Consider the following 15703-nt stretch of genomic DNA (forward strand, 5'->3'; position numbering starts at 1 on the left):
TTAGGCTGATCTGAATTGCACGCAGGCGTCCAGGCCGGTGGTGCCCGGTGCGGGCCCGGGGGCCCTGGGCCTGAGTGTTGCTTCTGCCCCGCTGGCCCGGGCCAGTTGGTGCACGATGGACAAACCGAGGCCGCTGCCCTCGCCGCCCTGGGTGCCGCGCCAGAAACGGCCAAATGCCCGTTCGCAGTCTTCCGGGGAAAGCCCGGGGCCCTCGTCCAGGATGTGCAGTTCGATGGTGCCTGGCTGTTCACCGTGGGAGACCACGAGCTGGATCAGTGACCCCGGCGGGGCGACGGCGAGGGCGTTGTCGATCAGGTTGTCGATGATTTGCTCGGCGGCCCCGGGCAGGACCAGGATGTCCGCCGCCGGCGGGCCGTCCAGGCTCAGGCGCACACCGGTCTCCTCGGCGAGGGCCTCCCATTGTTCCTTGCGGGCCTTCGCTGCCTCGACGAGGTCGGTGGTGACCGGCACGGCCGGGCTGCCTTCGGCCTTGCTGAGCAACAGCAGCCCGTCGATGATGCGCTGCAGCCGGTACGTCTCCTCCAGCGAGGCGGCCACCATGGTCCGGCCCGCTTCCGGGTCGGCGGGGATCGTGTCGTGGGCGTTCTCGAGCCTGAGCCGCAGCCCCGTCAGCGGGGTGCGGAGCTGGTGGGAGGCGTCGGAAGCGAAGCCGCGTTGTTGCTCGAGCAGGTGTTTCATCCGGTCCGCCATGCGGTTGAAGGAACCCGCGAGGGCTTTGATCTCGGGGGCGCCCCCTTCGTCGGTTCGGGTGTCCAGGTTTCCGTCGGCGAGCAGTTCCGTGGCGTCCCGCAGCCGCTGGAGTCTCCGGGTCACGGCGCCGGCCATGACGTAGGCCAGGATGCCGGCGAGCAGTACCGTGGTTCCGGCGACGGTCCAGATGGTACGCAGCTGGCCGTTCACCTGTTCGGCCACGACCGACGCCGGATACGTCAGCCGGACGACGCCGGAAATTTTCTCACCGCTGAGGACGGGAACGGCGACGTAGAGCAGGTCCAGGCCCAGTGTCTGGGAATACCGTTGGCCCGCGTTGATCTGACCGGTCAGCGCGGAGGCGATCTCGGGCCGCGAACTGTAGGGCGATCCGGTGGCCGCCTGATCGTCGTCCGAGGTCGCCACGGCCGTCCCGACGGCGTCGACGATCACCACACGGGCCCCGCCCGCCTCCCCGTACCGGCGCACGTCGGCCGTGACTTCCGGAGGCAGTGGACCGCCGGCTTTCAATGCGTCGCCGGCCCGGCCGGCCAGGAGAAAAGCGTCGCGTTCAAGGGACGTGGTGAGGCGCTCCCGTTCCACACGGACCAGATAGTTTCCCAGCGGAATGTCCTGGACCAGGACCACCAGCAAGGTGATGAGCATGAAGGCGCCGATCAGCCGCCATCTCATCCAGGCACCCCGAGCCTGAACCCGACGCCGCGGACGGCCTCGATCCAGCGGGGGTCACCGAGCTTTTTGCGGATTCCGGCAATGTGGGCATCCACGGTCTTCGTGGTGCCGTACCAGTCGCCGTCCCAGACCGCTCGCAGGATTTCCCGGCGCTCGAACACCGCGCCGGGGTCGGCGGCCAGGAAATACAGGAGTTCGAACTCCTTGGCGGTCAGATAAACCTCGGCTCCGTCCAGGAGCACGCGGCGCGAGCGCTGGTCAATACTCAGGCCGCCGATGTTCCTGCTGAGCTCCGTCCCGGGCCGGCCATCCGGGAGCCGTTCTTCGGAGCGGCGCGCCACCGCCCGGATTCTCGCGATGAGTTCCCGCATCCCGAACGGCTTGACCAGATAGTCATCGGCGCCCAGTTCCAGCGCCAGGACCCGGTCAATCTCTTCATCCCGGGCACTGACCACGATGATCGGAATCGAGGTCAGCGCCCGAATGGCGCGGCACACATCGGTGCCGTCCATGTCCGGCAGCCCCAGGTCCAGAAGGACAAAATCGGGACTGGACGCGCGGACCACCTCCAGGGCCTGGCCGCCAGTTCCGACGTGGCTGGCCCCGAAGCCGGCCCGGCCCAGTCCGTCAAGGACTCCGGTGGCAACTGATTCGTCATCCTCCACTACCAGGATCTGCATACCTGATTATGTTCCTGCCTGCCGCGAATTCTGCCGCAATCCGCGTGAGTTGGCTGATCGGGGGCGCAAACTTGGACAACTCTTGGATTTCCCCAAGACCCGTCCTTTCCCACGGATTCCTAGGGTGGAGACATGAAAACTAAAACAGTCCTCGTCCTCACGGCAGCCGGTGTCCTGCTCACCGGATCCGCGGCCCTTGCAGTCAACGCCCAGACCTTGAACGGCTCACCGGCCGGAACAACGAACCCCGCCAATACCGTCCTCCTGCCGCAAAACGCCACCACCGCCGCTTCCGGCTCCCCCACATCCACGGGCAGCACGTCCGGAACCGAGGACCGCAGCCCGGCCTCCTCGCCGAGTCCCTCCGCCACCGAGGACGCGGTCCCCGCCCCAGCACCTGCCGGCTCCAGCGAACCGGGCGAGGACCGGACCGCGGTTCCCGCCCCGGCACCTGCCGGCTCCAGCGAACCGGGCGACGACCACGGCGGACACGGCGAAAACGAGCCCGGCGACGACAAGCACAAGGGAAGCGATGACTGACAGTGGGAAGACAGAAAAACCCCCGGAATCTCAATGATTCCGGGGGTTTTGTCTGTAGCGGTGGGGAGGCTCGATCTCCCGACCTCACGATTATGAGTCGTAAAGTACCGCCCTTAGATTGTGCAGATTTTCCAGCATTTCATATTTATTCTGTATCCATGCCGCTTGGATGGTAGATCGTTCGCGTTACGCCAGGACGCGACTGAAGAGCGCATCCACCGCCTGAGCGGATGAATGCGCGTCCTCGGCGAAGAGCTGGGCGTACACGTCCAAGGTAGTCACGGCGGAGCTATGGCCCGCGATCTGCTGAACCAGTTTCACGTTTGCACCGGCGCTCACAGCCAACGTGACGGCAGTCCGCCGCAGGTCATGAAACACGACGTCCGGGAAGTCCGGGGCCACCGCCTGACAACGCTCCACGGCAGGATGGAAAACGCGGCGAGCAAAGTTCGAGCTCCGCAGCTCAGCACCTGACGGCGACGTGAAGACCAACGCACCCGGCTCCAGATTGCCTACATGCTGTTCCAGAAGCGTCGCCACAAACGGCGGGATCGGAACAGTACGCGGCCTTCGGCCCTTTGTGGTTTCACGGAACTGCAAGCGGCCATCGACAGGCACCAGGGTGGTCCGGACGACAACCTGCGGCCGCTCGCCAAGGGTCAGGGCACCGGCTCGAAGGCCTGCAATCTCAGACCACCGGAGGCCGGTGGTGCCCGCGAACATGATCAGAGCCTCATAGAGGCCATGGGAGGCGTCTTCGTACCGCCCGCCCACAGCCGCCTGCTCCGCAAGCGCCTGAAGCTGCGGGGCGGTGAGGGCCACATGCTCCCTCACCGGGTCAGGCTTCGGGACGTGGTTGATCGTAGCGTTGCGGGCGGGATTGGCTGACAGAAACCCCGAGTCCACCGCGTACTGAAGCATCCGGCCAAGCTGACGGTATGCACGCTGGCGCGCATCGTCGCTGTCAAAGGTCGTCAGCCATTCCTTGATGACGGTAAGCGTGACCGTCGCCAGAGTCCGATGTTCCAAGTGCGGCCTCAGATGTTTCTCATATATCCGCCGGTACCCGGCCACGGTGACGGGCGACGTCGGGCGGGCGCCCTTGGCTCCCACCCGCTCAATGCGGTCGATCCATTCGAGGTAGAGGTCATGAAACCTCATCTTGCCGCCGGTGCGCGTGTCTACCAGCGTGCCTCCGGCCCTAGCGGCGTTGATCTTCAGCTCATGGGCCTGCGCTTCGGCCTTCGTCCGGAACGTCGGGTAGAGCCTCTTCCCATCCACACGGTAGTCGTGCCGCCATTTCCCATTGGGGAGTTTCTTGATCGCCATCGGCCAAGACTATCCACATAATCGTAAGTTCGCGAAACTATGGACACCTACTTCTGGGGCGCTCCGCGCACACGCATTACACGCCCAAACCTGACGCCCTAAACTCCCACCGCACCCACGGTTTGTTGTGAGCAACCGTCGGTGGACCTGTGGATTTTGTCCCTACAAACGGGGGAAAACCACCTCATCAGCGCCCGGAACTCTGTGGATTAACGGGGGGTTAAATGACATACTTGTAACACAACATCTTGCGCCCCACATCGGGCTCTTGTACTACATGTAGCATCGTAGAGCTTGACACGGAGCCAGCGAGAGCGCTTGGGAAATTGACCCAGCGCCCCTACCCTGTCAGCCACCACCGACTACGGCTTCACCCTCGCAAGTTTGACTCGCAGCCCCCATGATTCGGCGCGATCCTCGCAGGCATCGAAGCTCCCGTCAGTCACCCCCGCGCGCCCGTCCCGGTCGCCTTCCAGTGCTGCCGCATGCCTAAATGGCATCGGTCCCTTCTCATCCGGAGTTTTTGTTGTCCCCGATTACCACCGCCATCTCCCCCGAACAGGCCCGAGAGATCACGTCGTCCGTCTACCTGAGCCGCCGCGACGCGGCGCTGTACATGTGCGTCAGTGAAAAGTTCCTAGCGACCCACCTAAACGACGGCCCATTGCGCTTACGCCTTGGGTCCAAGATCGTTTACCGCGTGTCCGACATTGAGGACTGGATGCGCCAGCAGGAAGTGCGCCGATGAGCGGGGCCTCTCCGCTAGGGCTACGAGTCCCACAGGAGGAACTCCCCCCGCCGGTTGTCCTAATTATGCAGCCGCCCCCAGAGCTGCTGGCGCTAGGTGCCATCCCCCCGCCAACACGGGGAAACCGGCTACATTGCCAGTCCCAGGGGGCCGTAGTTTCTTGAACACATTTGTTGAACGGAATTCGAATGCCAGACCGGGCAGGCCGAAGACTCAGAGCAAGTGCAAAGTCAAGGGATGCGACAAGGATGCCGCCAGCAGGAACAGGTGTTGGACCCACTACAGACAGTGGGAACGCAAGTACGGGCACCTTCGGTGCCATTGGCCCGGTTGCCGGGTGCACCAGGACGACGGCGGCCGACGGATGAACGGCGTCTTTTACTGCCGCCGCCATGAACACGAACACCTGAGGATCACCCCACAAGCGCAAGTTCTAAACGGCGAGCGTCTAGGCTGCCTGATCACACCAGATGCCAATGGCTGCTGGCTATGGAGCGGGCCAACTAATGACGGCGGTTATGGCCTATTTGTCCCCGAGGGCGCGAACACAGCCAAGTGGTACGCGCACCGGGTGGCGTGGGGTCTCCTGATGGGCGGGCATGAGCCCGGCCTAGAACTTGACCACCGGACGTGCAAGCGGCCCAACTGCGTGAACCCCTTCCACCTGGAGCCAGTCACAAAGAGCGTCAATCAGAAGCGCAAGCGGAATAGTCCCGAATGGGACTGGACCAACCCCGACGCGGTGAGCAATCCCCGCGTCTCCCAATTCGCCAGGGAGCACGGCCTACTGGTACCACTCCCGACCACAAGCGCACACATCGTCAAGCGTCGCCGCCCGGCCACGCCCTCACCCACCACCCGAAAGACTCGAAATGCCCCGACCAACACCCGCCGAAATCGCACACGCCAAAGAGTTTGACGTCTGCAACAACCGCTATCGCAACCTTGGGCTTTGCACACAGTGCGCACCCCAGGCGGCATACGGACACCAAGACGGCTTCACTAACGTCCGGCCTCCCTGCTCGAAGTGCCTCCCAATCATCATGGGCTTCCCTACCAACGAGCCCGGTGAATGGCGAAGTTATAGCCGCCGGCATGGACGCCAGCTCTCCCCCGCATTGGCTCTGGCTGGGGTCTCCTAAGGGCATTGAGGTGGGAGGTTCAGGCCTCCCCCTCCCGCCCTGCCGGATAGGCCGTAACCCACCTTAAATTCCGGAAAAGCTGTCTAACCCGTTCACGACCGGAGGCGCTATGACCACCGGGGGACGGCGCCGACCCTTCAAGGGGGGTCCCCCAGGGGTAGCTACACGTGCACCCGCCCGCCATCTGGGGTATTGGGTCCGTCCGTCCATGGTCCTGCCCGGCCTCCAGCCGTATGATGCGGCCATGAGGAAGAAGAACGTGGGGAACGTGGGGATGGTTGGAGTAGTGGCCCTCATCCTGTTCACTTTGTCGTCGTGTGCGGTGCAACCGGCATCCACCGGAACCGTGCCAAGCGGTAGTGCCGCGCCTTGTCACGGCGCCTATGTTGCTGACGTTGACACGAGTGTTCCCGGAGAGCCAACCCCTGAAGCAGCCGCAGTGGCGTGGGCTAAGTCGGTAAACGCGCCTTCCGGCGCTCCAACCGAGGGATGGAAAGCGGTCGATGAACAGACGGCGCGCAATGGTGACTGGATTGCCGGTGTAAGCCGGACCATTCCTGGCGGCTGGGTAGTTTCTGGCCTCGGGTGCGGCGTCACCCGGAGCTAACTTGGGTGCTCCCCAATTCTCATAAACCCTTTCTCAAATACGATGGGAATGTGAGGGGAGCCCTTCAGGCCTCCGGATGCTTGGGGTCTTTGCCTCGCTCGCGCCAGTAGTCGTCTCGCTGCTTCCCCACGAACCGTACGAGATACACGCCCAGAGCCACCACGACGATGGCCTGAGCGGCTACGACGATCCACTCCCATGGTTCCGTGTGCAGTGCCGGTATCCACGCGGGTATCAGGACGACAACGACAGCCACCGCTAGGGCGGTTAGGGCCGGGTATGAAACTGGCTTTTCTCTGGAAGCAGGCATGGCTCACCCTATCGGCTCCGATTCTTAAAAACGATCGTTTGATGAGTGCCAGGATGACGGCCAGCCGGGGGCGGCTGACCCCCGGAAATTAAAGGGAGTTGTATTCTCATAACCCTTCGCATAAAGTAATTCTCAGAACACATTAGATAGTTGAGTAACTGAGAATGAATGGGGAATGGGAATGGCACTGGTTGGATACATGCGAGTCAGCACGGCAGATCAGAACACGGACGGCCAGCTGGACGCGCTGGTAGCAGCGGGGGTCAAAGCAGACCCCCGCCACCTGTTCCAGGATCACGGCGTCAGCGGCGCGAAGGCGGAGCGCCCCGGCCTCACCAAATGCTTGGACTCCCTGCGGGAAGGCGACACGCTGGTAGTCGCCAAGCTGGACCGCTTGGGGCGGTCCCTCGGGAATCTTGTCCAGTTGTTCCAGGAGTTGGCGGAGCAGGGTGTGGGAGTCCGTGTGCTGGATAACCCCATGCTCAGCACGGACGGCAACAGCGCCCAAGCGAAGCTCATGTTGGGTATCTACGGGGCGTTCGCTGAGTACGAACGTGACCTGCTGCGGGAACGTACTCACATCGGACTCGCGGCGGCACGTGCACGCGGCCGCAACGGGGGCCGTCCCAAACTGCTGGACAGCGCGAAGGTCAACAGGGCGAAGCAACTGCACGCCGCTGGAGTCATGAGCCCCCAGGAAATCGCGGACGCTGTGGGCGTCTCGGTTGCCACGCTGTACCGCTACCTCGCCAAGTGAAGCCATAGCAAGAGCCCTCGGTTTACGCCGGGGGCTTTTGCCGTGCCTATCCTCCGGTGGCGGGCGCTCTAACCGCCCGCCGGCCGGCGCACACAGGGCATATAGCTAGTCAGTCGGACATTGACCCGCCAGAACGCCTTGGGGCGCTCCTGGGGGTGCCTGAAGCCCCGGGCATCCACAAGGCCCATCGCTCACCTTCTGTTCAGCTGGCCGTCCTGTGTAAACCACGGTTCATAGTCGTCCGCTATGTCGATCACGCCAACCTGCTCTCCGTATCGAATCGCCGACGTCAGCGCGTCGAGCACGATGGCCGCTCCTCTGCACCACTCATAGACAGGCACCGTGTTGTCTCTATTGAGGAAGCGTTTCGATGCGTGCCACTTTCCAAAGTCATTGTGAAGGTGCCGCCCGTAGAGCTCGATAAGTACGCGCTCCCACATCCCGGTCTCGTTTCCATCATGTCTCTCAACCATCCGGCTCGGGGTACTTGTCGCTTGGGCGAACTCAACGACTTCATTTAAGTAGTGGGTGACCCTAGCGTCTGGTTGCGTCATCCTGCTCCGCGCGGCTTCGACAACCTTGTGCACCTCAGTTTGATCTGAGGACGAGAAGAACTTGCGCAGGATGGCGGCGTGCATGGTCACAACCCAGTACAGCTCGTCGCTGATTGGCTCCCTGTACCCTGTCGGCAGATCCGGAAGCGGGAAGGTCGCCTGGAGGCTTGCATAATCCTCAAACGCCTGGAGAAACATCTCGATCCGCACCAGCTCGCTCGGCGGTCCCTTGTGTTCAAAGTAAAGGTGCCTCGGATGCGGGGGTTGTTTGCCTGTCATGAGGGCAAGAGTACAAGCCACGACCAACACGGTCGGCCTGATTGACGGCCGGCCTAGCCCTCCCCGCAGGCACGTATCCATTTTGTATCCACCAGCCGGAGAAAAGGATGGACTTTCGGGGAAAGGGAAGGATCGGTGCCTGACCCTTCTCCATGCCGAGAGACAGAAAAACCCCCGGAATCTCAATGGATTCCGGGGGTCTTGCCTGTAGCGGTGGGGAGGCTCGATCTCCCGACCTCACGATTATGAGTCGTGCGCTCTAACCAACTGAGCTACACCGCCGTAAATGAGGAAAACCTGCGCTAAGCCGGTCAAAAACCGCCTTGACACAGGCCCTCATTCAGAGCCCCCCACCGGAATCGATCCGGTGACCTCGTTCTTACCAAGAACGCGCTCTACCACTGAGCTAGGGGGGCAACGAGTAAATACTCTACCGGAAGATTCGCCCACCAACAAATCGGCGGCCGTACGACGCCGGACCGGCCGGAAACAGCGGAAATCCGGGCTCCCGGCGCGGTTTTGGGGGCCCGGATCGGCTCCCGGGACCAATCGGCGGCCGCGGCTGTGACGAAGCGAACACGGGGCCGGAATGCTTAAACAAGAACGGACCGGCTCAGGGAGCCGGCCCGTTCTCAGATGGTGCTAGTGGTTACCACTTGTTGCGGGGCTTGAAGCCGCCTTCGGTGCGGGGCTTGCGGGTGTCCGCGCCGAAGGTGCGCTGCTCGGAACGCTCGCTGAAGGAGCGGCCGCCACGGTCAGCGGAGGACCGCTCGCCGTCGCCCTTGCGGAATTCGCGCTTGAAGCCGCCGTTGCCCTTGAAGTTGCCGCTGCCGCCGGAGTAGCCGCCACGGTCTCCGCCACGGTTGCCCTGGTAGGAGCCGCGGTCGCCGGCCGGCTTACGGCCGTTGTCGAGCTCCAGGTGGATCAGCTCGCCGCCGATCCGGGTGCGGGACAGTGCCTTGAGCTGATCGGCGCTCAGGTCCGCCGGGAGCTCCACGAGGGAGTGGTCCGAGCGGATGTCGATGCCGCCGATCTGGGCCGAGGAGATACCGCCTTCGTTGGCGATGGCGCCAACGATGGAACCCGGCATAACGCGCTGGCGGCGTCCGACGGCGATCCGGTAGGTGGCGTTGCCCTCGGTCAGGGTGCGGGTCGGGCCGCGTGAGCCGAAGCCGTCCTTGGAGCGCTCGCGCTTCTGGAACTCGGGCGCTGCCGGCAGTTCCTTGACCAGCAGCGGCTGTCCGCCCTGGGCCATGACGGCCAGTGCGGCGGCGATTTCCGAGGCCGGCACGTTGTGCTCTTCCTCGTAGGAGGAGATCAGGTCGCGGAACGCTGCAACGTCCTCGGACGCGAGGGTCTCCGTGATGCGCTCGGCGAACTTGCCCAGGCGCAGCGTGTTGACGGTCTCGGCCGTGGGCAGGTGCATCTGCTCCACCGGCTGGCGGGTTGCCTTCTCGATGGAACGCAGCAGGTACTTCTCGCGCGGGGTCATGAACAGGATCGCGTCGCCGGAACGGCCTGCGCGGCCGGTGCGGCCGATGCGGTGGACGTAGGACTCGGTGTCGTGCGGGATGTCGTAGTTGACCACGTGGCTGACACGCTCGACGTCCAGGCCGCGGGCGGCGACGTCGGTGGCGACCAGGATGTCGATCTTGCCGTCGCGCAGGGCCTCGACCGTGCGCTCACGCTGCTGCTGCGGGATGTCGCCGTTGATGGCGGCAGCCTGGAAGCCGCGCGAGCGCAGCTTGTCGGCGAGGTCCTCGGTGGCCATCTTGGTGCGGACGAAGGCGATGACGCCCTCGAACTCCTCGACCTCGAGGATGCGGGTCAGCGCATCGAGCTTGTGCGGGCCCATGACCTGCAGGTAGCGCTGGCGGGTGTTGGCGCCCGTGGTGGTCTTGGACTTGACCTGCACCTCGGCCGGGTTGTTCAGGTACTGCTTGGAGAGCCGGCGGATCTGGCTCGGCATCGTGGCGGAGAACAGCGCAACCTGGCGGCCCGCGGGGGTCTGCTGGAAGATCTGCTCCACGTCTTCGGCGAAGCCCATGCGGAGCATCTCGTCGGCCTCATCCAGCACGAGGTACTGGAGTTCGGACAGGTCCAGGGAACCCTTGGCGATGTGGTCGATGACGCGGCCGGGGGTACCGACAACAACCTGCGCGCCGCGGCGCAGGCCGGCGAGCTGGGGGCCGTAGGCGGAGCCGCCGTACACCGGCAGGACGGTGAAGTCGTCGATGTGCTTGGCGTAGGAGGTGAAGGCCTCGGCAACCTGGAGCGCGAGCTCACGGGTGGGGGCCAGCACCAGGGCCTGGGTCTTGCGGGACGGGCCGTTGAGGTCGTGGAGCTCGGCCAGGCGGGACAGTGCCGGTACTGCGAATGCTGCAGTCTTACCGGTACCCGTCTGGGCCAGGCCCACGACGTCGCGGCCTTCGAGCAGCAGCGGGATGGTTGCTGCCTGGATCGGGGACGGCTTCTCGTAGCCGACGTCCTGCAGGGCGGCCAGGACACGGCCATCGATGCCGAGGTCTACGAACTTGACGCCTTCTTCCTCGGCGTCCTCGTCCTTGGCCGGGGCGGAGGTGGCCTCGGTCTTGGTGTCAGCCTGCGGGGCAGCTTCGGCGGCCGGTGCTACAACGTTCGCAGGAGCCTCGGTGAATTCCGGGGCGGAGCCGGCTGCGGGGGCAGCCGTTTCAGAAGTCTCGACGTCGGCCTGGGTGTTCTCGGTGGCGAGTTCGGTGTCGACGGAGTTGTTCTGATTTTCGGGCATAGGTGAAATTTCCTCATCCATAGGGGCCAAGCGGCACAACCCGAGGTGAGCGGAGCCGCAGTACGCGTGACACGAATTGCCGGGCGTACGGTTGACCGGCGGGTCACATAGAAGTCCGGCGCTTTCGCAATCCCGTGGCAGGACTTCCCGCTGCATCTCTTGGCTGCTATCCCAGCAGTCTGTACAGCGTTTTCTTTTGCCGGCTCTCCCTATGAAAATGCCCGCATCACATTTGCGGGCCCCAACACTTGCCAGTCCTGCCTCAAGAATTGGGCAGGAATAAGGGATTTCCGGAGTGGGGGATATTTCAAGTGTAGGGCATGGAGCGGAACAGTGGTAATTGAGGGGCCGACGGGGGCTGGTGAGCTTGCGCACACCGGCTCCCCACGCCTAGACCCCGAGACGGCGCTGCAGCTGTTCGAACCTCTGGTGGTACTCGGGCTGCAGGCGGATCTGGCCGTCGGCGTCGGCGTCGCGCAGGGCCTCCATGTCCTCCAGGGTGGGATCGGTGAACCACTTGGCGATTGTCACGCCGTGGGCAGGGACAAAGAGCCGGTGGATGTGGTCTCCGGCCTCGATGCTGCCGGTCCGGACCACGCGGAGGTAGGTGCCCACCCTGCCGGCCTCGGTGAACCGCTGGACCCAGTGCGGCTCGCCCATCCGCCGCTGGAAGGTGGCGCAGGGGATGCGCGGGGAGGTGACTTCCACCTCGACGTCCAGTCCGACCTTCCACCGTTCGCCGATCACGGCGTTGGAGGCGTTGAGGCCCGTGATCCGCAGGTTTTCGCCGAAGATGCCCGCTGGCATGTCCCGGCCGAGTTCGCCGGCCCAGTAGTCGGCGTCGTCCTGCGAGTACGCGTAGAGTGCCTGGTCCTCGCCGCCGTGGTGGATCCTGCTCGCCTGGATATCACCGCGCAGGCCAAGTTTGTGGACTTTCACCGGTCCGTCCACGGGGCGCTTGTCGATCGCGGTGACCCCGACGCTGCCGGGATCATCGAGCAGCTGGTGAACCCTGCAGACAGCAAGCACGGATGCGGTTTCCATGGCACCAGTGTAGGCCTGCGGCGTGCCCGCGGCCCCGGACTCAGCGCCGGCACGCTTCCCACGCGCCCGCCGCAGACACGGCACGCCCTTTCCATCGCCCGGGATCCGGAGGCCGGTTAGGCTGGCGTCGGGAAAAGCACGCAAGCCTTCCGCGGGATACCCTGCGGCCAGACGTGAGGGGACACATTTGGGCCGAAACGACGAGCACCCGGACAGTCCACGGCAGGACCGGAAGCAGCCTCCGTGGCAGATTCCCCAGCCGGAGCTCCGGCCCGAGCTGCAGAACCAGCCCGGCCAGCCCGCGCCGCCGGGACTTCCGGCTGACCCCACTGCCCCCGCCGTGGTTGACCCCTTCGCCCTGGAACGCGAGCGCGGCCTGGCGGCCGCGGCGGCGCGGAAGAAGCGTTCGCAGCGCCGTACCGCCGTCGTCGGGCTGGGCGTCACGGCGCTCCTGGCCGGCACGATCACCGCCATGGTGGCCAGCAACGAGGACGAGGCCGACTACGCCCAGGTGTGCTTCAACGACGACACCGGCGAGCGGGTCGACGATGCGCAGTGCAACAACAGCAGCACGGACGGCCGCAGCTCCGGCATCTACGCCTGGTACTTCTACTCCCGCGGCGCCAGCGTGCCCGGGTTGGGCCAGAACCGGTCGGGCTACCCCAGCTACAGCAGGACAGTTCCCACCGGGGCCAAGGCGTCCACGGGGTACAGCGCCAAGGGCGGCACGGTCAGCAGGGGCGGCTTCGGCGGCAGCGCCAAGGGCGGAAGCACGGGAGGCTAGGGATGAAACGACTGGGATCCGCGCCGCGGCCGGACTGGAAAGAGCGGATTGAAGCACAAGGCCTCGTCTTCTCCACCACGGCCCTGCCCGACGGCACGAACGTCGAGTACTGGCACGAAGGCGCCTACTACGAATTCACCATGGACGAAGTGGAGACCCTCGAACAGGCCGCCGAGGACATGCACCGCATGTGCCTCGAGGCCGCGAAGTTCCTCGCCACCGGCGCCATGGGCAACATCGGGATCGGGCCGCAGGCCCTGGAACTGGCGGCTGCATCGCTGCAGGCCGGCGATGTGGACGTCTACGGCCGCTTCGACTTCGTCTACGACGGCCGGGGCGGCCCGGCCAAGATGCTGGAGTACAACGCGGACACCCCTACCGGACTCATTGAGGCCGCCGTCGCCCAGTGGTTCTGGCTGCAGGACGTCCATCCCGAAAAGGACCAGTGGAACGGCATCCATGAAGCCCTCATCCGGCAGTGGAAGAGGCTGCAGTACCGCACCGGCATGAGCACGCTCCATGTCGCCCACTCCGAGGCGGAAGAATCCGGAGAGGACTGGATGACGGCAGCCTACATGCGGGACGTCGCGAGCCAGGCCGGCTGGACCACCATCGGCATCAACATGTCCGACATCGGCTGGGATCCGAACCTCAACCGCTTCGTGGACCTGGACAACTTCATGATCAGCACCATGTTCAAGCTCTACCCCTGGGAACTGATGATGAAGGAGCCGTTCGGGCAGCGGCTGCTGCAGCGCGCCCACAATCCGCGCTGGGTGGAGCCGGCCTGGAAGATGCTCCTGTCCAACAAGGCCCTGCTCGCGGCGCTCTGGCACCTCTACCCGGACCACCCCAACCTGCTTCCGGCCTATCTTGACGGTCCCGGGCCGCTCACGGAGTGGGTGGCCAAGCCGCTGCACGGCCGGGAAGGGGACAACATCAGGATCCACGCCGCCGGCATCGACCTCGAACAGCCCGGCGACTACGGCCGGGAAGGCTGGTGTTACCAGCAGTTCCATGCCCTCCCCGATTTCGACGGCAACCGCCCTGTGCTCGGCCTCTGGGTGGTCGACGGCGAATCGGTCGGCTGCGGCATCCGCGAGTCGGACGGGCCCATCACCGACTACTTCTGCCGCTTCGTGCCCAACACGATTGACGCGCCCGCCCCGGCCTCGAACCAGGCCCACTCCAGCAAGGCAGGTATTGCCCTATGAGCACCGGAACCACGACGACGACGACGACGACGGCCGGCGGCCCCGGGGGTCCCGCGGCAGTTCCGGCCAAGGGACTGCGCGCCGGGATCCTGGATCTCGGAGACTCCGTCATGTTGGGGCTGGCCTCCACCGCGCCGGTCTATTCGCTCGCGGCGACCCTGGGACTGATCGTGGCGGTGAACGGCAACTACACCCCGTTGATCCTGCTGCTGGGCTTCGTGCCCGTGCTCTTCATCGCCTTCGCCTTCCGTGAGCTCAACAGCGCCATGCCGGACTGCGGGACCACCTTCATCTGGGCCCGCCGGGCGTTCGGTCCCTGGGCCGGCTGGCTGGGCGGATGGGGCGTGGCCCTGGCCGGCGTCGTGGTCCTGGCCAACCTCGCCCAGGTCGCCGGGCAGTACCTGTGGCTGCTGATCGGCGACGGTTCGCTGGCCGGGAACAGCCTCGTGGTCACCGCCACCGGCGTGCTGTTCATCGTGTTCATGACCCTCGTGAACTACCGCGGCATCCGCCTCGGGGAACATGTCCAGCGGGTCCTGACCTACGTGCAGTACCTCTCACTGGGCATCTTCGCGATGGCCATCATCTTCCGGATCGCGGGCGGGGTGCCCGGCGCGGCCACTGGCCAAGCCTTCGACCTTGAGTGGTTCAACCCCGCCGGTGCGTTCGCCGATCCGGGCGCGGTGGTGCACGGAGCCCTGCTGGCCCTGTTCATCTACTGGGGCTGGGATACCTGCCTCGCGGTGAACGAGGAGACCGAAAACCCTGCCACCACGCCCGGCCGAGGCGCCGTCATTTCCGCGCTTGTCCTCGTGGCGATCTACGTCTCTGTGGCCCTGCTGGTGATGATGTATGCCACGGTGGGCACGGATGGGATTGGGCTGGGCAACGAGGCCAACCAGAACGATGTCTTCCTGGCCATGAAGGACGTGGTGCTGGGCCCCTGGGGCTGGCTGATCGTCGTCGCCGTCCTGGCCTCGGTGCTGTCCTCGACCCAGACCACCATCCTTCCCACGGCCCGCGGCACCTTGTCCATGGGCGTGCACGGAGCCGTGCCGCGCAGGTTCGGCGAGGTCCACCCGCGCAACCAGACGCCGGGGTATTCCACCCAGGTCATGGGTGCCGCGGCCGTCGCCTATTACGTCCTGATGAGTCTCCTGAGCGAGAACCTGCTCGCCGACTCCATCACTTCGATCAGCTTGTTCATCGCGTTCTACTACGCCCTGACCGGCTTCGCGTGCGTCTGGTACTTCCGCTCGACCCTGCGCGGCTCGGCCCGGAACTTCTGGTTCCGCGGCGTCATGCCCCTGCTCGGCGCCCTTATGCTGACTGCGGCATTCTTCGTCTCGGCGGTGCAGATGTGGGATCCGGACTACGGTGATACGCAGATCTTCGGCGTCGGCGGGGCCTTCATCAGCGGCGTGCTGCTCCTGGGGCTGGGCGTGGTGCTGGCCGCCGTCTGCCGTTTCGCGCCGTCCACGCGGGGCTACTTCCTGCAGCACCAGCCCGCCGCCGGCGCGCCCCTGCAGGTGCGGCCGTAGGAT

At 65.0% G+C, this 15703-nt stretch carries 12 protein-coding genes and 2 tRNA genes; 6 read left to right on the forward strand and 8 right to left on the reverse strand.

Going from position 1 to position 15703, the window contains the following annotated elements; all coding sequences use genetic code 11:
* Window positions 1-1404, reverse strand: coding sequence for a sensor histidine kinase (locus AC1DBX_RS04220; protein ID WP_476931133.1), 1404 nt, complete (start codon window positions 1402-1404; stop codon window positions 1-3).
* The gene (locus AC1DBX_RS04225; RefSeq protein WP_476859381.1) at window positions 1401-2084 is read right to left on the reverse strand and encodes a response regulator transcription factor; all 684 of its coding nucleotides are present in this window, start codon (window positions 2082-2084) and stop codon (window positions 1401-1403) included. The genes AC1DBX_RS04220 and AC1DBX_RS04225 overlap by 4 nt, the downstream gene beginning before the upstream one ends.
* A gap of 132 nt (window positions 2085-2216) precedes the next feature.
* Here AC1DBX_RS04225 and AC1DBX_RS04230 point away from each other — a divergent pair, with 132 nt between their 5' ends.
* Window positions 2217-2624, forward strand: coding sequence for a hypothetical protein (locus AC1DBX_RS04230; protein WP_476851342.1), 408 nt, complete (start codon window positions 2217-2219; stop codon window positions 2622-2624).
* A gap of 186 nt (window positions 2625-2810) precedes the next feature.
* Here AC1DBX_RS04230 and AC1DBX_RS04235 read toward each other — a convergent pair whose 3' ends face one another.
* Entirely contained in the window at window positions 2811-3953 is a 1143-nt protein-coding gene (locus AC1DBX_RS04235; protein WP_476931134.1) for a tyrosine-type recombinase/integrase, read from the reverse strand.
* Between the two features lie 526 nt (window positions 3954-4479).
* Between AC1DBX_RS04235 and AC1DBX_RS04240 the strand changes: the two genes are divergently transcribed.
* Window positions 4480-4701 (forward strand): hypothetical protein, encoded by a 222-nt coding sequence (locus AC1DBX_RS04240; protein ID WP_476931135.1) that lies wholly within the window; start codon window positions 4480-4482, stop codon window positions 4699-4701.
* Between the two features lie 2240 nt (window positions 4702-6941).
* Window positions 6942-7517: a recombinase family protein gene (locus AC1DBX_RS04245; protein ID WP_476931136.1), complete on the forward strand. Its 576-nt coding sequence runs from the start codon at window positions 6942-6944 to the stop codon at window positions 7515-7517.
* Window positions 7518-7708: 191 nt separating this feature from the next.
* Here AC1DBX_RS04245 and AC1DBX_RS04250 read toward each other — a convergent pair whose 3' ends face one another.
* The 5 genes from AC1DBX_RS04250 to AC1DBX_RS04270 form a co-directional block, all read right to left on the reverse strand.
* The gene (locus tag AC1DBX_RS04250; protein ID WP_476931137.1) at window positions 7709-8350 is read right to left on the reverse strand and encodes a hypothetical protein; all 642 of its coding nucleotides are present in this window, start codon (window positions 8348-8350) and stop codon (window positions 7709-7711) included.
* A gap of 208 nt (window positions 8351-8558) precedes the next feature.
* A tRNA-Met gene (locus AC1DBX_RS04255) sits at window positions 8559-8632 on the reverse strand.
* Between the two features lie 62 nt (window positions 8633-8694).
* Window positions 8695-8766 (reverse strand) — tRNA-Thr (locus AC1DBX_RS04260).
* A 233-nt stretch (window positions 8767-8999) separates the two neighbouring features.
* Window positions 9000-11117: a DEAD/DEAH box helicase gene (locus AC1DBX_RS04265; RefSeq protein ID WP_476859379.1), complete on the reverse strand. Its 2118-nt coding sequence runs from the start codon at window positions 11115-11117 to the stop codon at window positions 9000-9002.
* Window positions 11118-11507: 390 nt separating this feature from the next.
* Window positions 11508-12161 (reverse strand): MOSC domain-containing protein, encoded by a 654-nt coding sequence (locus AC1DBX_RS04270; RefSeq protein WP_459385436.1) that lies wholly within the window; start codon window positions 12159-12161, stop codon window positions 11508-11510.
* Window positions 12162-12348: 187 nt separating this feature from the next.
* Between AC1DBX_RS04270 and AC1DBX_RS04275 the strand changes: the two genes are divergently transcribed.
* The 3 genes from AC1DBX_RS04275 to AC1DBX_RS04285 are packed head-to-tail and all read left to right on the forward strand — an operon-like array spanning window position 12349 to window position 15700.
* Window positions 12349-12945, forward strand: coding sequence for a Tat pathway signal protein (locus AC1DBX_RS04275; protein WP_476855657.1), 597 nt, complete (start codon window positions 12349-12351; stop codon window positions 12943-12945).
* Between the two features lie 2 nt (window positions 12946-12947).
* A complete protein-coding gene (locus AC1DBX_RS04280) occupies window positions 12948-14159 on the forward strand; it encodes a glutathionylspermidine synthase family protein (protein WP_476872974.1) in 1212 nt (403 codons plus the stop codon).
* Entirely contained in the window at window positions 14156-15700 is a 1545-nt protein-coding gene (locus AC1DBX_RS04285; protein WP_476931138.1) for an APC family permease, read from the forward strand. The genes AC1DBX_RS04280 and AC1DBX_RS04285 overlap by 4 nt, the downstream gene beginning before the upstream one ends.
* The last annotated feature ends 3 nt before the right edge of the window (window positions 15701-15703 follow it).

The organism is Arthrobacter sp. 10N44_2, from assembly GCF_056394385.1.